At 71.8% G+C, this 20,938-nt stretch carries 15 protein-coding genes; 10 read left to right on the top strand and 5 right to left on the bottom strand.

Translation table 11 applies throughout. From position 1 onward, the window contains the following. Positions 1 to 195 precede the first annotated feature (195 nt). The 3 genes from ACIBJF_RS03825 (at position 196) to ACIBJF_RS03815 (ending at position 7,430) form a co-directional block, all read left to right on the top strand. Positions 196 to 927 (top strand): VIT1/CCC1 transporter family protein, encoded by a 732-nt coding sequence (locus ACIBJF_RS03825; protein WP_351800571.1) that lies wholly within the window; start codon positions 196 to 198, stop codon positions 925 to 927. Positions 928 to 1,378: 451 nt separating this feature from the next. Continuing rightward, complete coding sequence (gltB, locus tag ACIBJF_RS03820; RefSeq protein ID WP_399172051.1) at positions 1,379 to 5,974, top strand: glutamate synthase large subunit; 4,596 nt, start codon at positions 1,379 to 1,381, stop codon at positions 5,972 to 5,974. Next, a complete protein-coding gene (locus tag ACIBJF_RS03815; protein ID WP_399172050.1) occupies positions 5,967 to 7,430 on the top strand; it encodes a glutamate synthase subunit beta in 1,464 nt (487 codons plus the stop codon). Before gltB ends, ACIBJF_RS03815 begins: the two co-directional genes overlap by 8 nt. Positions 7,431 to 7,541: 111 nt before the next feature. Here ACIBJF_RS03815 and ACIBJF_RS03810 read toward each other — a convergent pair whose 3' ends face one another. Together ACIBJF_RS03810 and ACIBJF_RS03805 are read right to left on the bottom strand one after the other, a co-directional pair. Next, positions 7,542 to 8,219: a hypothetical protein gene (locus ACIBJF_RS03810; RefSeq protein ID WP_399172049.1), complete on the bottom strand. Its 678-nt coding sequence runs from the start codon at positions 8,217 to 8,219 to the stop codon at positions 7,542 to 7,544. Positions 8,220 to 8,275: 56 nt separating this feature from the next. After that, complete coding sequence (locus ACIBJF_RS03805; RefSeq protein WP_399172048.1) at positions 8,276 to 9,142, bottom strand: rhomboid family intramembrane serine protease; 867 nt, start codon at positions 9,140 to 9,142, stop codon at positions 8,276 to 8,278. Between the two features lie 137 nt (positions 9,143 to 9,279). Between ACIBJF_RS03805 and ACIBJF_RS03800 the strand changes: the two genes are divergently transcribed. Together ACIBJF_RS03800 and ACIBJF_RS03795 are read left to right on the top strand one after the other, a co-directional pair. Beyond that, entirely contained in the window at positions 9,280 to 10,002 is a 723-nt protein-coding gene (locus tag ACIBJF_RS03800) for a VWA domain-containing protein (RefSeq protein WP_399172047.1), read from the top strand. Between the two features lie 24 nt (positions 10,003 to 10,026). Beyond that, positions 10,027 to 10,638 carry a TetR/AcrR family transcriptional regulator gene (locus tag ACIBJF_RS03795; protein ID WP_351800585.1) on the top strand — a complete coding sequence of 204 codons (612 nt, stop codon included), beginning with the start codon at positions 10,027 to 10,029 and terminating at the stop codon, positions 10,636 to 10,638. 25 nt (positions 10,639 to 10,663) lie between these two features. Here ACIBJF_RS03795 and ACIBJF_RS03790 read toward each other — a convergent pair whose 3' ends face one another. Next, positions 10,664 to 11,146 (bottom strand): MarR family winged helix-turn-helix transcriptional regulator, encoded by a 483-nt coding sequence (locus tag ACIBJF_RS03790; RefSeq protein ID WP_399172046.1) that lies wholly within the window; start codon positions 11,144 to 11,146, stop codon positions 10,664 to 10,666. A gap of 145 nt (positions 11,147 to 11,291) precedes the next feature. Between ACIBJF_RS03790 and ACIBJF_RS03785 the strand changes: the two genes are divergently transcribed. Further along, positions 11,292 to 12,731 carry an MFS transporter gene (locus ACIBJF_RS03785; protein ID WP_399172044.1) on the top strand — a complete coding sequence of 480 codons (1,440 nt, stop codon included), beginning with the start codon at positions 11,292 to 11,294 and terminating at the stop codon, positions 12,729 to 12,731. A 47-nt stretch (positions 12,732 to 12,778) separates the two neighbouring features. On the opposite strand, the gene ACIBJF_RS03780 is transcribed toward ACIBJF_RS03785, so the two are convergent. Continuing rightward, a complete protein-coding gene (locus ACIBJF_RS03780; protein ID WP_399172043.1) occupies positions 12,779 to 13,660 on the bottom strand; it encodes a hypothetical protein in 882 nt (293 codons plus the stop codon). A 57-nt stretch (positions 13,661 to 13,717) separates the two neighbouring features. Further along, on the bottom strand, positions 13,718 to 15,475 hold the full coding sequence (locus ACIBJF_RS03775) for a beta-galactosidase family protein (RefSeq protein WP_399172042.1): 1,758 nt from the start codon (positions 15,473 to 15,475) through the stop codon (positions 13,718 to 13,720). A gap of 98 nt (positions 15,476 to 15,573) precedes the next feature. Between ACIBJF_RS03775 and ACIBJF_RS03770 the strand changes: the two genes are divergently transcribed. The 4 genes from ACIBJF_RS03770 (at position 15,574) to ACIBJF_RS03755 (ending at position 20,901) form a co-directional block, all read left to right on the top strand. Continuing rightward, positions 15,574 to 16,491 carry a helix-turn-helix domain-containing protein gene (locus ACIBJF_RS03770; RefSeq protein WP_399172041.1) on the top strand — a complete coding sequence of 306 codons (918 nt, stop codon included), beginning with the start codon at positions 15,574 to 15,576 and terminating at the stop codon, positions 16,489 to 16,491. 5 nt (positions 16,492 to 16,496) lie between these two features. After that, positions 16,497 to 16,844: a chorismate mutase gene (locus tag ACIBJF_RS03765; protein ID WP_399172040.1), complete on the top strand. Its 348-nt coding sequence runs from the start codon at positions 16,497 to 16,499 to the stop codon at positions 16,842 to 16,844. A 601-nt stretch (positions 16,845 to 17,445) separates the two neighbouring features. After that, positions 17,446 to 19,959 (top strand): aminopeptidase N, encoded by a 2,514-nt coding sequence (gene pepN / locus ACIBJF_RS03760; protein ID WP_399172039.1) that lies wholly within the window; start codon positions 17,446 to 17,448, stop codon positions 19,957 to 19,959. 111 nt (positions 19,960 to 20,070) lie between these two features. Beyond that, positions 20,071 to 20,901, top strand: coding sequence for an NAD(P)H-binding protein (locus ACIBJF_RS03755; RefSeq protein ID WP_399172037.1), 831 nt, complete (start codon positions 20,071 to 20,073; stop codon positions 20,899 to 20,901). The last annotated feature ends 37 nt before the right edge of the window (positions 20,902 to 20,938 follow it).

The following is a 20,938-nucleotide window of genomic DNA, read 5'->3' as shown; positions in this document are numbered from 1 at the left end:
CGAGCCTCCCCGGGTCGAAGTCACCCGCTTGGCATCTGAGCAAGATCATGCACGGATGAGCAAAGACAGGTAAAGGCGCAGGTTAGCCGAGCCTTTCCTTGCTGGCGGCAGCGGAAGAAGGGGCGTAGGTTCTGCGTTGTCGAAAAGTAGAACTCGTCCAAAGTTAGCTTTGGCTAAGCTATCCGGGGGGCCCGCATGGCCGTCATCGAAACCCAGGCCGCGCTGCACGAAGCGCACCGCGACAACCACACGCACCGCGACGTCAACGGCGGCTGGCTGCGCCCCGCCGTCTTCGGGGCCATGGACGGACTCGTCTCCAACCTCGCCCTGATGACCGGTGTGGCCGGCGGATCCGTGAGCCAGCAGACCATTGTCATCACCGGCCTCGCGGGGCTCGCGGCGGGTGCCTTCTCCATGGCGGCCGGCGAGTACACCTCGGTCGCCTCCCAGCGGGAGCTGGTCGAGGCCGAGCTCGATGTCGAGCGCCGTGAGCTGCGCAAGCACCCCCAGGACGAGGAGGACGAGCTCGCGGCGCTGTACGTCGCCCGGGGCGTGGAGCCGGGCCTCGCCCGTGAGGTCGCGCGGCAGCTGTCCAAGGATCCCGAGCAGGCCCTGGAGATCCACGCCCGCGAGGAGCTGGGCATCGACCCCGGTGACCTGCCCTCGCCCCTGGTCGCCGCCGTCTCCTCCTTCGGGTCCTTCGCCCTGGGTGCCCTGCTCCCCGTGCTGCCCTACCTGCTCGGTGCGACCGTGCTGTGGCCCGCCGTACTGCTCGCCCTCGCCGGACTCTTCGGCTGCGGTGCCGTGGTGGCCAAGGTGACCGCGCGCAGCTGGTGGTACAGCGGCCTCAGGCAGCTCGCGCTGGGCGGCGCGGCCGCCGGTGTGACGTACGCCCTCGGTACCCTGTTCGGAACGGCCGTAGGATAGCGGTGCCGCTACTTATGCGTTGGGCCGCATAAGTAGCCGCGCGAGAGCAGTCGCACGATCGCTCGTTACTCGCTGGTTTCGACCGCGTGACCACCGGGCATGAGCCGTAAGCGCTGTGGGCAATGACGCCTGCCGCACCCCCGTGGGGTGAGTGAAGCCGCTCCCCCCGCCCCCCACCGGGCCGTCGGCCGCCGATCCGACCGATCGCGTCCGTACGGTCCCCCTCACACTTCGCCGCCACCGCGCGGCACCCCGGCCGTCACGCGCGGCCCCCGCCGTCACGCGCGGCACCTTCGCCACGGACCCCGTGGCGTCCGCATGTTGGAACGGTCTATCCGCTTCCCGGGATCCGCCCCATCATGTAACCTGCTCGAAATTTTGAGATCACGCAGAGGGCCAACGTCGTCCCTCGGCACTTGCCACATGCCTCATGACGACGACGGGAGAGCCGATGCGTACGCCGCGCCAGCCGTCCCAGCATTCCGCGAATGGCCAGAACTGGTCGTTCATGGATGCTCGCCCTGCTGCGCAGGGTATGTACGACCCCCGCAACGAACACGACGCCTGTGGCGTCGGTTTCGTCGCCACCCTCACCGGCGAGGCGTCCCACACCCTGGTCGAGCAGGCGCTCACCGTCCTGCGCAACCTGGAGCACCGCGGTGCCACCGGCTCCGAGCCCGACTCGGGCGACGGCGCGGGTCTCCTCTGCCAGCTGCCCGAAGCCTTCTTCCGCGAGGTGGCCGGATTCGCACTGCCCGCCGCCGGCTCGTACGCCGTCGGTATCGCCTTCCTGCCGACCGAGGGGACCGAGGACGCCGTCTCGCGCATCGAGACGATCGCCGGCGAGGAGGACCTCACCGTCCTCGGCTGGCGCGAGGTTCCGGTCGCCCCGGAGCTGCTGGGCGCCACCGCCCGCTCCACCATGCCGGTGTTCCGGCAGATCTTCGTCGCCGACGGCGCCAGCGAGGGCATCGCGCTGGACCGCAAGGCCTTCGTGCTGCGCAAGCGCGCCGAGCGCGAGGCCGGTGTCTACTTCCCGTCGCTCTCCGCGCGCACGATCGTGTACAAGGGCATGCTGACCACCGGCCAGCTGGAGCCCTTCTTCCCGGACCTGTCCGACCGCCGCTTCGCCTCCGCGATCGCGCTCGTGCACTCCCGGTTCTCCACGAACACCTTCCCGTCGTGGCCGCTCGCCCACCCGTACCGCTTCGTCGCGCACAACGGTGAGATCAACACCGTCAAGGGCAACCGCAACTGGATGCGCGCCCGCGAGTCCCAGCTGGTCTCCGACCTGTTCGGGCCGCAGGAGAAGCTGGAGCGGATCTTCCCGGTCTGCACGCCGGACGCCTCCGACTCCGCCTCCTTCGACGAGGTCCTCGAACTGCTCCACCTGGGCGGCCGTTCGCTGCCGCACTCCGTGCTGATGATGATCCCGGAGGCGTGGGAGAACCACGACTCCATGGACCCGGCCCGGCGCGCCTTCTACGGCTACCACTCCACGATGATGGAGCCCTGGGACGGCCCCGCCTGTGTCACCTTCACCGACGGCACCCAGGTCGGCGCCGTGCTCGACCGCAACGGCCTGCGCCCCGGCCGCTACTGGGTCACCGACGACGGCCTCGTCGTCCTCGGCTCCGAGGTCGGCGTCCTCGACATCGACCCGGCCAAGGTCGTCCGCAAGGGCCGCCTGCAGCCCGGCAAGATGTTCCTCGTCGACACCGCCGAGCACCGCATCATCGAGGACGACGAGATCAAGGCGACCCTCGCGTCCGAGAAGCCGTACGCCGAGTGGCTGGAGGCCGGCGAGATCGAGCTGGGCGACCTGCCCGAGCGCGAGCACATCGTCCACACCCACGCCTCGGTCACCCGCCGCCAGCAGACCTTCGGGTACACCGAGGAGGAGCTGCGCGTCATCCTCGCCCCGATGGCCCGCACCGGCGCCGAGCCGATCGGCTCCATGGGCACGGACAGCCCGATCGCCGCTCTCTCCGAGCGCCCGCGGCTGCTCTTCGACTACTTCACCCAGCTGTTCGCGCAGGTCACCAACCCGCCGCTGGACGCGATCCGCGAGGAGCTGGTCACCTCCCTGCGCTCGTCGCTGGGCCCGGAGGGCAACCTGCTCGACCCGACGGCCGCCTCCTGCCGCTCGGTCACCCTGCCCTTCCCGGTGATCGACAATGACGAGCTGGCCAAGCTCATCCACATCAACGCCGACGGCGACATGCCCGGCTTCAAGGCCGCGACCCTCTCCGGCCTGTACCGGGTCTCCGGCGGCGGTGACGCGCTCGCCGCGCGCATCGCGGAGATCTGCGCCGAGGCCGACGCGGCGATCGAGAACGGCGCCCGGCTGATCGTCCTGTCGGACCGCCACTCGGACGCCGAGCACGCGCCGATCCCGTCGCTGCTGCTCACCGCGGCCGTCCACCACCACCTCATCCGCACCAAGCAGCGCACCCACGTGGGCCTGCTGGTCGAGGCCGGTGACGTCCGCGAGGTCCACCACGTCGCCCTGCTGATCGGCTACGGCGCCGCCGCCGTCAACCCGTACCTGGCGATGGAGTCGGTCGAGGACCTGCTGCGCGCCGGCACCTTCCTGAGCGGCCTGGAGCCGGAGAAGGCCATCAAGAACCTGATCTACGCCCTCGGCAAGGGCGTGCTGAAGGTCATGTCGAAGATGGGCATCTCCACCGTCGCCTCCTACCGCGGCGCCCAGGTCTTCGAGGCCGTCGGCCTGGACGAGGCCTTCGTCGAGAAGTACTTCAACGGCACCGCCACCAAGATCGGCGGCGTCGGCATCGACGTCATCGCCCAGGAGGTCGCCGCCCGCCACGCCAAGGCCTACCCGGCCTCCGGCATCGCCCCGGCGCACCGCGCGCTGGAGATCGGCGGCGAGTACCAGTGGCGCCGCGAGGGCGAGCCGCACCTGTTCGACCCGGAGACGGTCTTCCGCCTGCAGCACTCCACGCGCACCGGCCGCTACGACGTCTTCAAGAAGTACACGGACCGGGTGAACGAGCAGTCCGAGCGTCTCATGACGCTCCGCGGGCTCTTCGGCTTCAAGTCGGACCGGGCGCCGATCTCCGTCGACGAGGTCGAGCCGGTCTCCGAGATCGTCAAGCGCTTCTCCACCGGCGCCATGTCGTACGGCTCCATCTCCAAGGAGGCGCACGAGACCCTCGCCATCGCCATGAACCAGCTGGGCGGCAAGTCCAACACCGGTGAGGGCGGCGAGGACCCGGAGCGCCTGTACGACCCCGCGCGGCGCAGCGCCATCAAGCAGGTCGCCTCCGGCCGCTTCGGCGTGACCTCCGAGTACCTGGTCAACGCGGACGACATCCAGATCAAGATGGCCCAGGGCGCCAAGCCCGGCGAGGGCGGCCAGCTGCCCGGCCACAAGGTCTACCCGTGGGTCGCGAAGACGCGTCACTCGACGCCGGGTGTCGGCCTGATCTCCCCGCCGCCGCACCACGACATCTACTCCATCGAGGACCTGGCCCAGCTGATCCACGACCTGAAGAACGCGAACCCGCAGGCGCGGATTCACGTCAAGCTGGTCTCCGAGGTCGGCGTCGGCACGGTCGCCGCGGGTGTCTCCAAGGCGCACGCGGACGTCGTCCTGATCTCCGGGCACGACGGCGGCACGGGCGCCTCGCCGCTCACCTCGCTGAAGCACGCCGGCGGCCCCTGGGAGCTCGGCCTCGCCGAGACCCAGCAGACCCTGCTGCTCAACGGCCTGCGCGACCGGATCGTGGTGCAGACGGACGGCCAGCTGAAGACCGGCCGTGACGTGGTCATCGCCGCGCTGCTCGGCGCCGAGGAGTTCGGTTTCGCGACCGCGCCGCTCGTCGTCTCCGGCTGCGTGATGATGCGCGTCTGCCACCTGGACACCTGCCCGGTCGGCATCGCCACCCAGAACCCGACCCTGCGCGACCGCTTCTCCGGCAAGGCCGAGTACGTGGTGAACTTCTTCCAGTTCATCGCCGAGGAGGTCCGTGAGCTGCTGGCCGAGCTGGGCTTCCGCTCCATCGAGGAGGCCGTCGGCCACGCCGAGGTGCTGGACGTCGAGCGCGCCGTCGACCACTGGAAGGCACAGGGCCTGGACCTGGAGCCGCTGTTCCACGTGCCCGACCTCCCCGAGGGCGCGGTCCGCCACCGGCTGATCGAGCAGGACCACGGCCTGGAGAAGGCGCTGGACAACGAGCTGATCAAGCTCGCCGCCGACGCCCTGGCCGCGAACGACGCGACCGAGGCCCAGCCGGTGCGCGCCCAGGTCGCCATCCGCAACATCAACCGCACGGTCGGCACCATGCTCGGCCACGAGGTGACGAAGAAGTTCGGCGGCGCGGGCCTGCCCGACGACACCATCGACATCACCTTCACCGGCTCGGCCGGCCAGTCCTTCGGCGCGTTCCTGCCGCGCGGCGTCACGCTGCGCCTGGAGGGCGACGCCAACGACTACGTCGGCAAGGGCCTGTCCGGCGGCCGTATCGTCGTCCGCCCGGACCGGGCCGCCGACCACCTCGCCGAGTACTCGACCATCGCGGGCAACACCATCGGCTACGGCGCCACCGGGGGCGAGCTGTTCCTGCGCGGCCGCACCGGTGAGCGGTTCTGCGTCCGCAACTCCGGCGCGCTGGTCGTCTCCGAGGGCGTGGGCGACCACGGCTGCGAGTACATGACCGGCGGTCGCGCGGTCGTCCTCGGCCCGACCGGCCGCAACTTCGCGGCGGGCATGTCCGGCGGTATCGCCTACGTCATCGACCTCGACCGCGACAACGTCAACGTCGGCAACGTCGAGTCCGTCGAGGCGCTGGACGCGGCGGACAGGCAGTGGCTGTACGACGTGGTGCGCCGTCACGCCGAGGAGACCGGCTCGACGGTCGCCGAGAAGCTGCTCGCCGACTGGGAGCAGGCCGTGGAGCGGTTCAGCAAGATCATCCCCAGCACGTACAAGGCAGTGCTCGCCGCCAAGGACGCCGCCGAGCGAGCCGGTCTGACCGAGACCGAGATCACCGAGAAGATGATGGAGGCGGCGATCAATGGCTGACCCGAAGGGCTTCCTGAACCACGGCCGCGAGGTCGCCAAGACCCGTCCCGTCGGTGAGCGGGTCAAGGACTGGAACGAGGTCTACGTTCCCGGCTCCCTGCTGCCGATCATCAGCAAGCAGGCCAGCCGGTGCATGGACTGCGGCATCCCGTTCTGCCACAACGGCTGCCCGCTGGGGAACCTGATCCCCGAGTGGAACGACTACGCCTACCGCGAGGACTGGACGGCCGCGTCCGAGCGGCTGCACGCGACCAACAACTTCCCGGAGTTCACCGGTCGCCTCTGCCCGGCGCCCTGTGAGTCGGCGTGTGTGCTCGGCATCAACCAGCCGCCGGTCACCATCAAGAACGTCGAGGTCTCGATCATCGACAAGGCGTGGGACGCGGGCACCGTCGCCCCGCAGATCCCCGAGCGCCTGTCCGGCAAGACGGTCGCGGTCATCGGCTCGGGCCCGTCGGGTCTCGCCGCCGCCCAGCAGCTGACCCGGGCCGGCCACACGGTCGCCGTCTACGAGCGCGCGGACCGCATCGGGGGCCTCCTCCGGTACGGCATCCCCGAGTTCAAGATGGAGAAGCGGCACATCAACCGCCGTATCGAGCAGATGCGCGCGGAGGGCACCCGCTTCCGCACCGGCGTCGAGATCGGCCGCGACATCAACGCCCGCGACCTGAAGAAGCGGTACGACGCGATCGTGATCGCCGCCGGTGCCACGACCGCCCGTGACCTGCCGGTGCCGGGCCGCGAGCTCAAGGGCATCTACCAGGCCATGGAGTACCTGCCGCTGGCGAACAAGGTCCAGGAGGGTGACTACGTCACCTCGCCGATCTCGGCCGAGGGCAAGCACGTCGTGGTCATCGGCGGCGGTGACACCGGCGCGGACTGCGTGGGCACCGCCCACCGGCAGGGCGCGGCCTCCGTCACCCAGCTGGAGATCATGCCCCGCCCGAACGACGAGCGGCACCCGACCAACCAGCCCTGGCCGACCTTCCCGATCCTGTACAAGGTCACCTCGGCCCACGAGGAGGGCGGCGAGCGGATCTACTCCGCCTCCACCACCCACTTCGAGGGCGACGAGGACGGCAACGTGCAGTGGCTGCACCTCGCCGAGGTGGAGTTCGTGGACGGCAAGCTGACCTCCAAGCCGGGCACCGAGCGCAAGATCCCGGCACAGCTGGTCGCCCTCGCCATGGGCTTCACCGGCACCGACCGGGAGAACGGCCTGGTGGAGCAGTTCGGCCTGGACCTCGACGAACGCGGTAACATCGCCCGCGACGCCGACTTCCAGACCAACGTGCCGGGTGTGTTCGTCGCCGGTGACGCCGGCCGCGGCCAGTCCCTCATCGTGTGGGCGATCGCGGAGGGCCGCTCGGCCGCCCGCGGTGTCGACCGGTTCCTGACCGGTGCCAGCGACCTGCCGGCCCCGATCCGCCCGACCGACCGCGCCCTGGCGGTCTGACGGCACCCCGATAAGCGTCCCGTACAACGGCGTACGGAACACCAGACGACGCCTGCCCCTGTCCCCGACCGGACGCCTGGGCAGGCGTCGTTGCTCTTCCGCGGGCCGTGCCTACTCGTACCAGACGCCGGTGAGCGCGCCGCGCTGCGTGACGGCCCGCGCCCCGGACGGCAGCACGGCCCTGCCCAGATCGCCGCGGATGTGCTGGTACAGCGTGGGTGTGGGCAGGCCGACGGTCTGGATCCAGCCACGGCCGTGCACATGCCCGGCCGCGATCAGCTCCTCCGCCTGCCCGGGCGGGGCCAGGTCCTTGCCGTACATCTGGCAGATCGTCTGGTCGTCGTCGGCGAAGGCGAACCGTGCCGCGTAGGCGTACCGGTCGGCGTTCAGCCAGACGTACAGCACGACGGGCTTGTCCAGCACCGTACGGAACCACCGCGCGGAGCGGTCGGCCAGTTCCTCGACGGTGCCGATGGCCTCCAGGCCCCAGCCGGAGGGGCGGTCGGCCAGGGTGAACAGCTGGTTGTGCAGACGGTCTCCGCGGACCCGGTCGCCGTAGAAGTGCACTCCGACGTCGATCAGATGGCGCCGCGCCCCGGGATCGCCGAAGGACAGGGAGGCGACCAGCGAGTCCCAGCCGTCCGGCCGGAAGACATCTCCGTCGACATGGGCCTCGGCCCAGCCGGCGGTGCGCTCCCGCAGCGCGGCCGCGAAGGCGCGCTCGGCGTCGGTGAATGCGAACTCTTCGTCGTCTTCCGGTTCGATGGCGAACCACGGGTGCTCAGGCATGGCCGGAAGCGTACGGTCGGCTCCGCGGGCCGGACACCTGGTTTTCCCGCGCCCGCTCAGGCCGTCAGCGAGGTCACCTTCATCCAGGTGAGCACCAGCAGCAGCGCCAGCACCGCCACGCACACGCCCGCCTGGACCGGCGTGCGCCGGCCGTCGCGGGGCGCGTACGCGTAGGCCAGCGTCACCGCTCCGCCCGCGAGCAGACCGCCGAGGTGGGCCTGCCAGGAGGTCAGCCAGGCGGAGATCACCAGCCATGCCAGCAGCCCGCCCATGTACTGGTTGACCGCCCGCATGTCGTAGCCGAGGCGGCGGCCCATCACGTAGTACGCCGCCCCCAGGCCGAAGATCGCGCCGGACGCGCCGACGGTGAAGGACGTCGGGGCGAGCAGCAGCACCAGCACCGAGCCGCCCAGCGCCGACAGCAGATACAGCGCGAGATAGCGGACCCGGCCCAGCTGTGCCTCGACCACCCGGCCGACGTTCCACAGCGCGAGCATGTTGAACAGGATGTGCGTGATGCCGAACGTGCCCTCGCCGGGCGTCAGATGCAGGAACGCGCCGGTCAGCAGGCGGTACCACTCGCCATGCGCGACGCCCTGGGGGAGGTAGCCCGCGGGCACCGTACCGAGCATCGCGAAGCGGTCCTCGATGGACGGCCGCGCCAACTCGGCCAGATACGCGAGCACGTTGAGCCCGATGAGGACGTACGTCATCAGCGGCACCGCGCTGATCCGGCCGCCGAACGCCGTGCGCGCCTGCCGGACGGACCGCGCGCCCTCCTTCACGCACTCCACGCACTGGTGGCCGACGGCCGCCTCGCGCATGCAGTCCGGGCAGATGTAGCGGTCGCAGCGGGTGCAGCGGACGTGGGACTCCACCTTGGGATGGCGAAAGCAGGTGGTGACGGCGGACTCGGCGGTCACGGCCGGCTCCTTGAGGAAGGTCGGGACGGGATGAGCCGGTGGGGACGGCGGCGAACAAAATAGCGAACTGCTGTGACAGGAGCGACAACAGGGCCCGGTGATCACATAAGCTTCCCGAAAAGCCTGTGGGGGGATCCATGGCCGCGATCAGTCTCAGCAAGGTGGAGGAGACCGCGCCCGCGCTCGTCGGCGCCTACGAGTCGGCGGGCGTGTCGCTCACCAAGCACGGCCTGGCCGGGCTGCGCGCCGAGGTCTACCTGGTTGTCGACTACTCCGGCTCGATGAAGCCGTACTACAAGGACGGCAGCGTGCAGACGCTCGCCGACCGGGTGCTGGGCCTGTCCGCGCACCTGGACGACGACGGCCGGGTGCCGGTGGTGTTCTTCTCCACGGACGTCGACGCGGTCACCGACATCGCCCTCGACGACCACGAGGGCCGGATCGAGCGGACCGTGGCCCGGCTCGGGCACATGGGCAAGACCAGCTACCACCTGGCCATGGACGCCGTCATCGACCACTACCTGGACAGCGGCGCCACCGACCCCGCCCTGGTCGTCTTCCAGACCGACGGCGGCCCGATCAACAAGCTCGCCGCCGAACGCTATCTGTGCAAGGCGGCGAAGCTCCCGCTGTTCTGGCAGTTCGTCGGCTTCGGCGACCCGGGCAGCCGGCAGTTCGAGTTCCTGCGGAAGCTGGACGAGCTGGCCGTACCGGACAGGCGGATCCTGGACAACGCCGGCTTCTTCCACGCCGGCGAGGACCCGCGGCGCGTCCGCGACGCCGACCTGTACGACCGTCTCGTCGGCGAGTTCCCGCACTGGCTGAGGGCCGCACGTGCCGCGGGCGTCGTACGGACCTAACAAGCGTTTGGAACAATGGGTGTCGTGCCGACCAAGAAGAAGCCTCAGGTGACCGCGGCGGCGGCCCGGCGCGGTGAACTCCTCGGCGTCGCCGCCGAGGTCTTCGCCGAGCACGGCTACAACGCCACCACCGTCCGCAGGATCGCCGACCACGCCGGGATGCTCGCGGGCAGCCTGTACTACCACTTCGACTCCAAGGAGTCGATGCTCGAGGAGATCCTGCGGACCTTCCTCGACGAGCTGTGGGACGGCTACGACACCGTCCTCGGCTCCGGACTCGGCCCCCGCGAGACGCTGGAGGCGCTCGTCACCGAGTCCTTCCGGGAGATCGACCGGCACCGCGCCGCCGTCGCGATCTACCAGAAGGAGAGCAGGCAGCTCGTCGCCCAGGAGCGGTTCGCCTTCCTCGCCGAGTCGCAGGCACGGTTCGAGAAGGCGTGGCTCGGCACGCTGGAACGCGGGGTCGCCGAGCACGTCTTCCGCGCCGACCTCGACGTCCGCCTCACCTACCGGTTCGTGCGCGACACCGTGTGGGTCGCCGCCTCCTGGTACCGGCCCGGCGGCGGGCACAGCCCCGAGGAGATCGCCCGCCAGTATCTGTCGATGGTGCTGGACGGGATCGCCGTACGCGCATAGCGCGCCGCGGGGACCGGCGTGCGCGTCAGCCGGTCAGGCGGGCCGCGGCGGCGCGCTGGCGGTCGCTCATGACGGACAGGAAGCGGACGACCGTCCGCAGCTCGTCCGTGCTGAACTCCTCGCAGGCCTCGACGACGTCCCGCGCCCAGTCCTCGAAGAACACGGCGAGCTCGGCGATCTTCTCCTCGTTCAGCTCGACCAGCACCCGGCGCTTGTCCGTCGGGTGTTTCACCCTGCGCACGAAACCCTTGGCCTCCAGCCGGTCGAGCAGCCCGGTGACGGAGGCGGGGGCGAGTCCGGTCAGCCCGGCGAGGTCCTTCGCGGTGAGCGGGCCCTGCCGCTGGAGGAGGTCGAGGGTCTTCTCCTCCGTCGCGTTCAGCCCCTGCTTGGCGGCGACGGCCGAGTGGAACATGACCGTGACCCCGCTGTGGGTCCGGCCCACCTCCATGAGCTGCGCCAGCGTCTCGGACCGCGCCGCCTCGTCCCGCTTCTCGTCTGCCTTGGCCATGCCTTGAGGCTAGCAAAAATTTCGTTCGGTCGAACTAAGGACTTGCGGGGGCAGAGGTGCCGGTGTAACTATTTCGTTAGCTCGAACGAAATAAATCTCGGTCCTTCCGTCCGGGATCCGTTGGCAAGGAGCTGAGGAGATCTCCATGTCCGCAACGCTCACCGAACCCTCCGCCACCGTGGCGGAACCGCATCCCCGCCGCTGGGCGGCCGCCGTCGTGATGATGATCGCGGCGCTCATGGACCTGCTGGACGGCACGATCGTCAACGTGGCCGTGCCCTCGATCAGCCGGGATCTGCACGCCTCGGCCAGCGATCTGCAGTGGGTCGTCTCGGCCTATCTGCTGGGCTTCGCCGCCGCCCTGATCGTCTCCGGCCACCTCGGCGACCGCATCGGCCGCCGCCCGCTCTTCCTCGCCGGCACGGCCGGTTTCGGGCTGGCGAGCCTCGCCTGCGGGATCGCCCAGTCACCGGGCCAGCTGATCGCCGCACGGGCGGTGCAGGGGGTCCTCGCCGCCGTGCTGGTGCCGCAGGTGATCGGCTCGTTCCGCACCCTCTTCCAGGGCAGGGAACGCGGGGCCGCCTTCGGGATGTACGGCGCCGTCGCCGGGTTCGCCTCCGCCGTCGGGCTGCTGCTCGGCGGGGTGCTCACGGACGCCGATCTGTTCGGCTGGGGCTGGCGCTCGGTGTTCCTGGTGAACGTGCCGGTGGCCGTGGCGACCTTCGCCGGCGGGCTGCTGCTGGTCCCGGCCACGCGCGAGCGGTCGGCGGGCCGGCCGGACGTCCTGGGCAGCCTGCTGCTGGCCGGCGGCCTGGCCGCGATCGTGCTGCCGCTGGTGCAGGGCCGGGAGAACGGCTGGCCGCTGTGGGGCTGGGCCTGCCTCGGCACGGGTGCCGTGACCGTGGCGGGGCTCGGCGTGTACGAGGCGCGACGCCACCGGCCCGGGACCGTGCCGCTGCTGCCCGCCCGCGCCTTCCGGCTCCCCGCGTTCTCCGTGGGCGTACTCGTCCAACTGCTGTTCTCCGTCGGCATGCAGGGCTTCTTCCTGGTCTTCGCGGTCTGGCTGCAGGCCGGTGAGCGGTACACGCCGATGCAGGCCGGGCTGGTGACGGTCGCGTTCTCGGCCGGCGGTTTCCTCACCGCGCCCGCCGCGGACGGGCTCGCCGTACGGTACGGGCGGCTGGTGCTCGGCGCGGGCGCGCTGCTGATGGCGGGCGGCTTCGGCTGGGTGTGGTCCGTGGTCGACGACGCGCCGGTGGCGCACGCGGGGGCGTGGCCGCTGGTGCCGGGGCTGCTGATCGCCGGGGCCGGACTCGGGTTCCTGGTGGTGCCGCTGGTGAACGTGGTGCTGTCGGCGGTGCCGGGGGAGTTGGCCGGCGCGGCCTCCGGGATCTTCTCCACGGCTCAGCAGTTCGGGGGAGCGCTCGGTGCCGCCGTGGTCGGCACGGTGTTCTTCGGGCGGGTGTCTTCGGGGATGACCGGGGCGTTGGGGGATGCGATGCCGTGGGTCGTGGGGGCCTTCGTGGTGTGCGGAGGGCTGTGTGCGGCACTTCCCCGGCGGGCGGCGTCCGAGGAGCTCGGCTGACACCCCGCACCCCCTGGGGGCGGAGCCTCCAGAGTGCCGCCGTGAACCTAGGTGTCGCACTCCAGTACCGTCCGGCACAACCCGCACCGCGCCCGTACCCGCCCCTTCACCGGCACCCTGATCCGCTGATGGCAGGTAGGGCAGGAGAAGGAGACGCGGAGCCGGCCGCTGGGGTCGGGGGAGAAGGCGTAGGGCGCCGTCGGCTGCACGCCGGAGACGTGCCGGCGGTCGTGGGCGTAGCGCCGCCGCCCCGCCCAGCCGGCCCCGGTCAGCGGCGGCTGCTGTTCGTCCCGGCGGGCCAGGGCCAGTCCCTTGACGTACGCGTCGTAGGCCTGCGGGCTGGTGAACCACACCGAGGGGTCCTCATGGAACAGCAGCGCCCGCTTGGCCAGGACGTAACCGAACTCCTCAGGGGTGAGGTAGCCGAGCTTCTGCGAGGAGAGCGCGTCCTCCCGGAAGGCGTCCAGCAGCAGCCAGCCCGCGCCGAGATACGTCGTCACCGTGTCCGTGAGGATCTCGTTCTCCGCCGTGGTCGGGAAGGAGAGGTCCAGCCGGTGGAGGTACACGTGCGCCACCTCGTGGGCGAGCGCCGCGCCGATGTCCCGGCGGTGGGTGCGGAAACGGTCGTTCAGTTCCACGAAGTACTCGGGGCCCGCCGCCAGTTCGACGTTCGCCGCATGGGTCATCTCCCGGAAGCCGACGATCAGCCGCGCGTCCGGCAACCGGAAGTGCCGCACGATCTCCCGGGCCACCCGCTGCGCGCCCAGATGCAGGTCGTCGGTGTCGCAGAAGGCCACGTCGGCGGGGATCACACTGGTGGAGAAGGTCTGGACGGTGTCGCGGGACAGCCGCTTGTAGAGCGCGGTGATGGCGGCCCGCACCGTCTCCAGGTGCGGATAGCCGTGCTGGACCGGTCCGCCGTTCGCCACGTCCGCACCCCCAAAGACGCCGGAACCCCTCTCCACTGTAGGCGGGACGGGGGCCGGTCACACCGGCAGGAGGCGAGGCGCCGGGCAGTCCGGGTCGGCCTCCTGCAGCTCCAGCACCCACACCTCGTTCCCGCCCTCCCGCAGCACCGGTCCGGGAACGTACAGGGACCGCTGGGGCCCCACCGACCAGTAGCGGCCCAGGTTGAAGCCGTTGATCCAGACGAACCCGCGCGTCCGGCCGGGCAGCTCCAGCCGGGCGTCCCCGGCCCCGCGGACCATGACGGTGCCCCGGTACAGCCCCGGCGCGCCCTCCTGCGGCAGCGCGCCGAACCGCACCGCGTCCACGCCGTCGTCGAACGCGCACAGATCCAGCCCACGCGCGCGTACCCCGTGCAGATACTGCCGCTCGTGCAGGATGCCGCCGGTGATCCCCTTCGCCTCGCCGAAGCGCGGCCCGTAGTTCACCCGCCCGAGGGACTCCACCCACAGCTCCACGCGCGCGGGGCCGGCGACGGGCTCCTTCAGCCGCGCCTCCTCCTCGGTGAGCACCCCGGCCCGCTCCCCGTCGACGTACACCACCGCGAGGTCCCGCAGCCCGCGCAGGGTCAGCGGGTACGGCCGCCGGGGGCCGGGGACGTCCACCTCGTAGCGCACCAGGCCCCGGGTGACGTGCAGTTCCTCGAAGGTGGGCGGCACGGGGGCGACCGTCTCCTCGCCGCCCAGCGCCCTGAGGACCTCGCCCAAGGGCGCCCAGCCGTCGAGCGTCACCTCCGCAGGGCGGCCCAACAGGGCGGGTGGTGGCGGCGGTTCGGGCAGCGGCCCTGAGCGGTACTCGGCCAGCACCTCGCGGAAGCGCCAGAACTTCTCTGTGGGCCGGCCGTACTCGTCCACAGGGGCGTCGTAGCCGTAGGAGGTCACGTCCGGCTCCAGCGGGCCCTCGTGCAGCTCGCCGCCGCCCCGGTTGGCGCCCGCCCAGCCGCCGAAACTCGTGCCGCCGTGCGCCATGTAGAGGTTCACCGACGCCCCGCACTCCAAAATCTCCCGCAGCGCCCCGGCGGCCTCCCCGGGGTCCCGTACGACGTGCTCGCCGGCCCAGTGGTCGAACCAGCCGCACCAGAACTCCATGCACATCAGCGGGCCTTCGGCGCGATGGCGGCGCAGCGTCTCGAAGGCCACGCGCGCGTGGGAGCCGAAATTCACCGTGGCGAGCACCCCGGGCAGCGAACCGCCGGTCAGCATGTGGTCCTCGGGGCCGTCCGAGGTGAACAGCGGGACCGTGACCCCCTTGGCGCGCAGCAGACCGGCCAGCGCCTCCAGATAGCCGGTGTCACTGCCGAAACTGCCGTACTCGTTCTCCACCTGCACCAGGATCACCGGGCCGCCGCGGTCGATCTGCCGGGGCACGACCTCGTGCATCAGGTGGTGGAACCAGTGCTCCACACGGGACAGATACCGCTCGTCACGCGTGCGCACGCGCGTGCCCGCCTCGCCCGTCACCCAAGGCGGCACTCCGCCGTTCTCCCACTCGGCGCAGATGTAGGGACCCGGCCGTACGATCGCCCACATCCCGGCCTCCCGGACCGCGTCCAGGAACCGGCCGAGCGCCCGCACGTCCCGGTAGCCGCCCCGGACCGGCCAGTGCAGGTTCCAGGGGACGTACGTCTCCACGCAGTTCAGGCCCATCGCCCGCAGCATCGCCAGCCGGTGCCGCCAGTGCCCCTCGTGCACCCGGAAGTAGTGCAGCGCCCCGGACAGCAGCCGTACCGGCCGCCCGTCCAGCAGGAAGTCGGATTCCCCCACCGTGAACTCGCTCATGCGCCCCAGCCTCACCTCTTCCGGCGGTCCGCGCCATGGACGAAGATCGTCGCCGCTTGGACAAAAGTCCGCGGTCGCCGACGCCGGGAGGAGCGCCGATGTACCAGACCTGGATGCGGTTCTTCAGCCCCGGCCCCGCCCACCACCGCCTCGGCCTGGTCTGCCTCGGCGTCGGCCTCCAGCACGGCGCCCTGCCCACGGTCGGCCCGCGCACCCTCGACCACCACGTGGTCGTCGTGATCAGCTCCGGCCGCGGCTGGTACCGGGGCGCCGACGGCCGCCGCACGATGGTCACCGCGCCCGCGCTGCTCTGGCTCACCCCCGGGGTGCCCCACCACTACGCGCCCGATCCGGACACCGGCTGGGACGAGGGCTTCGTCGACTTCGCCGGGCCCGCCACCACGACGTACACCGAGCTCGGCTACATCGAACCCGAGCGGCCCGTCGTCCCGCTCTCCGACGCCTCCGGGCCCCGTGCGGTGGTCGCCCGCATCGCCCGCGCCGCCCGCCGCGGCAACCCGCTGCTGGAGGTGGAGACCGGCGCCGCCGTGCACGAGCTCCTCGTCGCCCTGCGCCGCGCCCGCGCCGACCTCGCGCCGGACGGCGACCAGGTGCTCCAGGCGCTCGCGCGGGACGCCTGCACGCCGATGAGCGTCGCCGACCACGCGCGCGTGCACGGTATGACCCCCGCCGAGCTGCGCAGTGCCGTGCGCCGGGCCGCCGGCTGCAGCCCCAAGGACTACCTGCTCGGCATCCGCCTCGGCCGCGCCAAGGAACTCCTCGCCGCCACCGAGCTGCCGGTCGCCGCCGTCGCCCGTCGCGTCGGCTACGACGACCCCGCGTACTTCTCCCGGCTGTTCACCCGCCGTGTGGGCCTCGCCCCGGTGCGCTTCCGCGCCCAGCAGGGCCGCAGCGTGCCCGGCGGCTGGAGCGACCGCGTCCCGGACCCGGACGATCCGCCGATGATCCACTCTCCGGACAGCCCCGAGGCGCGGCCCGCAGAACCCATAGGGTGACCGGCATGACCACCAGCAACACCGGAACCGGTGACGTGGACCCGGAGGTCCGCCGGGAACTGGAGCGGCTGCGCGACAGCATCGACAACATCGACGCGGCCGTCGTCCACCTGCTCGCCGAGCGGTTCAAGGCCACCCAGCAGGTCGGCCGGCTCAAGGCCGTGCACCAGCTGCCGCCCGCCGACCCGGCCCGCGAGGCCCGCCAGATCGCCCGGCTGCGCCGCCTCGCCGAGAACGCCAAGCTCGACCCGGCCTTCGCCGAGAAGTTCCTGAATTTCATCATCGCCGAGGTCATCCGGCACCACGAGCGCATCGCCGAGGACACCGCGAACGGGCAGCAGACGGACGCCTGATCCCCGCTCGGTCCGGCCGGCAGCGGCGAGCGAGCCGGCGGGGGCGGATGGCAGTGGCGCGGAGGGCCGGGGCTGGCCAGGGGCGGCCGGGCGGGAGTGGGGTGCGGGCGGCCGGGGGCTGGACGGGGACGGGGCTGCGGGGAGTGGCGCGGGCGGCCGGGCCCGACCGGACAGGAGCAGCGGGCCAGGAGGCGGACGCCTGATCCCCCCTCGGTCTGGCCGGCAACGGCGAGCGAGCGACTGCGGCGGATGGCAGTGGCGCGGAGGGCCGGAGCCGGACGGGGCGGCTGGAAGTCGGACCGGGGCGAGCGGACGGGAGTGCGGCGCGGGCGGTTCAGGGCCGGGCGGGGGAACGGTCGGGAGCGAGCGGGGGCCTTCCAGGATGGGGGCGCGATCGGCCGGAGGCGGGTCACGTGGTCACGTTCGGTCGGGATCGGCCAGGTGTGGTCTGGAGCGTGCAGAAGTAAGCGCGGTGCGGTCGAGGATGTGCCGGGCGGGGGCGGCCGGGGCGTGGGCAGGCGGTGGGATGGCGAGTCGGACATAAGCCGTGAAGCCGTCCGCCCCCTGTGCGCTGTCGGCGCGATCAGGCAGCATGGCCTGCATGTCCGTACTCACGCGCGATGAAGCGCAGCTCCGAGCACAGCTCCTCGACGTCCACCGCTACACGGTCGAACTGGACCTCACGACCGGGGACGAGACCTTCGACTCCCGCACCGTGATCCGGTTCACCGCGCGGTCCGCCGGGGACACGTTCGTGGAGCTGAAGCCCGCCGAGTTGCGCGCGGTGACGCTGGACGGGGAGCCCCTCGACCCCGAGTCGCTCGACGACGGCCGGCTGCCGCTGAAGAACCTCTCCGCCGGGGAGCACGAGCTGCGCGTCGACGCGGCGATGCGCTACTCCCGCACCGGCGAGGGCATGCACCGCTTCACCGACCCGAGCGACGGCGAGACCTACGTCTACACGCAGATGTTCATGGACGACGTCCAGCGTGTCCTCGCCGCCTTCGACCAGCCCGACCTGAAGGCCGTCTTCGAGGTCTCCGTCAGGGCGCCCGAGGGCTGGACCGTGCTCGCCAACGGCATCACCGAGCAGCGCGCCGACGGCGTCTGGCAGGCCGCTCCCACCCCGCTGATCTCCACCTACCTGGTCGCCGTCGCCGCCGGCCCCTGGCACTCGGTGCGCACCGAGCACCGCGGCCTGCCCTTCGGCATCCACTGCCGCCGCTCCCTCGCCCCCCACCTGGAGGCCGACGCCGAGGAGATCCTCGACGTCACGCGCGCGTGCTTCGACCGCTACCACGAGAAGTTCGAGGAGCCGTACCCCTTCGACTCCTACGACCAGGCGTTCGTCCCCGAGTTCAACGCGGGCGCCATGGAGAACCCGGGCCTGGTCACCTTCCGCGACGAGTTCGTCTACCGCTCCGCCGTCACCGACGCCGAGCGCGAGACCCGCGCCATGGTCATCGCGCACGAGATGGCTCACATGTGGTTCGGCGACCTCGTCACCCTCAAGTGGTGGGACGACATCTGGCTGAACGAGTCCTTCGCCGAGTACATGGGCTACCAGACCACCGCCGAGGCGACCCGCTTCACCGGCCCCTGGACCGAGTTCGGCGTCACCCGCAAGGCCTGGGGCTACGACGCCGACCAGCGGCCCACCACCCACCCGGTCGCCCCCGAGAAGGTCGACGACACGGCCTCCGCACTGCTCAACTTCGACGGCATCTCCTACGCCAAGGGCGCCTCCGCGCTGCGCCAGCTCGCCGCCTGGCTCGGCGAGAAGGACTTCCTCGCCGGCATCAACACCCACTTCGCCCGGCACCGGTTCGGCAACGCCACCCTCGCCGACTTCATCGACTCCCTCGCCTCCGCCACCGAGCGCGACGTGCCCGCCTGGGCCGACAGCTGGCTGCGCACCACGGGCGTGGACAAGCTCACGCCCGTCCTCGCCTCCGCCGACGGCACCTGCGCGCTGACCGTCGACCGCACCGGCAGCCGCCCGCACCGCCTCACCGCCGGCCTGTACGACCACGACGTCGCCGACGAGGGCCGGCTGGTGCTGCGCGAGCGCCTCGACCTCGACGTCCCGCAGCCCGACCCGCAGCCCATCGGCAAGCCCCCCGCGCTGCTCGTGCTCAACGACGGCGACCTCACCTACGCCAAGATCCGCTTCGACGCCGAGTCCTTCGAGACGGTCCGCACCGGCCTGTCGGGCCTGCCCGACCCGCTCACCCGCGCGGTCGTCTGGAACGCCCTCAGGGACGCCGTACGCGACGGCGAACTGGCGCCCGCCGCCTACCTGGAGACGGCCCGCGCCCACCTTCCCCGCGAGACCGACCTCGCCCTGGTCCAGGGCGTCCTCGCCTTCGCCTCCGGCCAGATCGCCGACCAGTACCTCAGGCCCGAGGACCGCCCGGCCGCCCTGGCGACCCTCACCGCCCTCTGCCGCGACCTGCTGCGGCGCACCGAGGACGGCGACCACCCCGGCCTGCGGCTGCTCGCCGTACGGCACCTGATCGGCGTGGCCGCCCACCCCGACACCATCGCCGCCTGGCTCGCCGACGGCACGGTGCCCGGCGGGCCGGAACTCGACCCCGAGCTGCGCTGGCGCGTCCTCGGCCGGCTCGCCGTGCTCGGCGCCACCGACGAGGCCGCCATCGCCGCCGAGCTGGAGCGCGACCCGAGCGCCACCGGCCAGGAGGGCGCCGCCCGCTGCCGTGCCGCCCTGCCCGACCCGGAGGCCAAGCGGACCGCCTGGGAGGCGATGTTCGCCGGCGACGACCTGTCCAACTACCTCTTCACGGCCACCGCCCAGGGCTTCTGGCAGCCCGAACAGGCCGATCTGGTACGGGAGTACGTGCCGCGCTTCTACGCGGACGCCGTCGCCCTCAGTGCCCGGCGCGGGCCCGCCATCGCGCAGGCCGCCGGCCGCTGGGCCTTCCCGGCCCACGCCGTCGACACCGAGAACCTCCGGCTCGGCGAGGCCTGTCTGCGGGACGCCGACCCCACCCCGGCCCTGCGCCGCACCCTCGCCGACCGCCTCGACGACCTGGCCCGCGCCCTGCGGGTGCGCGGCGAGGAAACGGAAGAGGCGCAGGCGGCACGGCCGGAGTAGGTCCATCGGCGTAGGGCGCGGCTGGTCCGCGCCGACGATGCCGCGGTCCCGGTCGTCCCCCTAGGCTCGAGCTGTCAGAAGCGATCAGCCGAGCCTTCGGAGGCACCTTCCGTGATCGTAGTGACCGGCGCGACCGGCAACGTCGGCCGTGCCCTCGTCGACCGTCTCCTCGCCGCGGGCCGGCCCGTGCGGGCGCTCACCCGCGACCCGCAGCGGGCCGCCCTGCCCGCCGGCGCCGAGGTGGTCCGGTTCCGGCCGGACGACCCGGCCGCCCTGTTCGGCGGGGCGACGGCCCTCTTCCTGTACGCACAGGCCGGCGCGCCCGACCTCCTCCAAGCCGCCCGCGCCCACGGGGTGCGGCACGTCGTCCTGCTCTCCAGCGGCATCATCCAGGAGGGCGCCGACGAGACCCACCCCATCCACGTCATGCACGCCACCGTGGAACAGCAGATCCGCGACAGCGGGCTCGACTGGACCTTCCTGCGCCCGAACGCCTTCGCCACCAACGCCCTGCAGTGGGCGCCGCAGGTCCGCGCCGGGAACACCGTCCGCGGGGTCTTCGCGAACGCGCTCTCCGCACCGATCCACGAGGACGACATCGCGGCCGTGGCCGAGCGGGTACTGCTCGACGGCGGACACGAAGGCGCAGTGCACCGGCTGACCGGTCCCGAGGCGACCACCAACGCCGAGCAGGTCGCGGCGATCGGCGCGGCCCTCGGCAGGGAGCTGACGTTCGTGGAGGCCGACCCCCGCCAGGCGGGCCCGGAGCTGTTCCCGCACGTCCCGCCGCAGATGCTCGAACGACTGCTGCGGACCTTCGAGGAGACGGTCGGCGTACCACCGGAGATCACCGGCACGGTGGAGAAACTCACCGGCACCCCCGCCCGGACCTTCGCCCAGTGGGCACGGGATCACACGGAGGACTTCGGCGCAAAGGCCTGAGCACGCCCTTGCGCCGTACCCACTTTCGGGTTCCGAT

The organism is Streptomyces sp. NPDC050743 (assembly GCF_044456925.1).
In the GTDB taxonomy this organism is placed as follows: Bacteria; Actinomycetota; Actinomycetes; order Streptomycetales; family Streptomycetaceae; genus Streptomyces.
This window is presented reverse-complemented; position numbering and strand designations above follow the sequence as displayed.

Excerpts from the sequence above, each read along its gene's own strand:
- pepN (WP_399172039.1), top strand. The coding sequence starts at position 17,446 with ATGTCCGTACTCACGCGCGATGAAGCGCAGCTCCGAGCACAGCTCCTC.
- ACIBJF_RS03775 (WP_399172042.1), bottom strand. The coding sequence starts at position 15,475 with ATGAGCGAGTTCACGGTGGGGGAATCCGACTTCCTGCTGGACGGGCGG.
- ACIBJF_RS03810 (WP_399172049.1), bottom strand. The coding sequence starts at position 8,219 with ATGCCTGAGCACCCGTGGTTCGCCATCGAACCGGAAGACGACGAAGAG.
- ACIBJF_RS03790 (WP_399172046.1), bottom strand. The coding sequence starts at position 11,146 with ATGGCCAAGGCAGACGAGAAGCGGGACGAGGCGGCGCGGTCCGAGACG.
- ACIBJF_RS03800 (WP_399172047.1), top strand. The coding sequence starts at position 9,280 with ATGGCCGCGATCAGTCTCAGCAAGGTGGAGGAGACCGCGCCCGCGCTC.
- ACIBJF_RS03785 (WP_399172044.1), top strand. The coding sequence starts at position 11,292 with ATGTCCGCAACGCTCACCGAACCCTCCGCCACCGTGGCGGAACCGCAT.
- ACIBJF_RS03815 (WP_399172050.1), top strand. The coding sequence starts at position 5,967 with ATGGCTGACCCGAAGGGCTTCCTGAACCACGGCCGCGAGGTCGCCAAG.
- gltB (WP_399172051.1), top strand. The coding sequence starts at position 1,379 with ATGCGTACGCCGCGCCAGCCGTCCCAGCATTCCGCGAATGGCCAGAAC.
- ACIBJF_RS03770 (WP_399172041.1), top strand. The coding sequence starts at position 15,574 with ATGTACCAGACCTGGATGCGGTTCTTCAGCCCCGGCCCCGCCCACCAC.
- ACIBJF_RS03765 (WP_399172040.1), top strand. The coding sequence starts at position 16,497 with ATGACCACCAGCAACACCGGAACCGGTGACGTGGACCCGGAGGTCCGC.
- ACIBJF_RS03825 (WP_351800571.1), top strand. The coding sequence starts at position 196 with ATGGCCGTCATCGAAACCCAGGCCGCGCTGCACGAAGCGCACCGCGAC.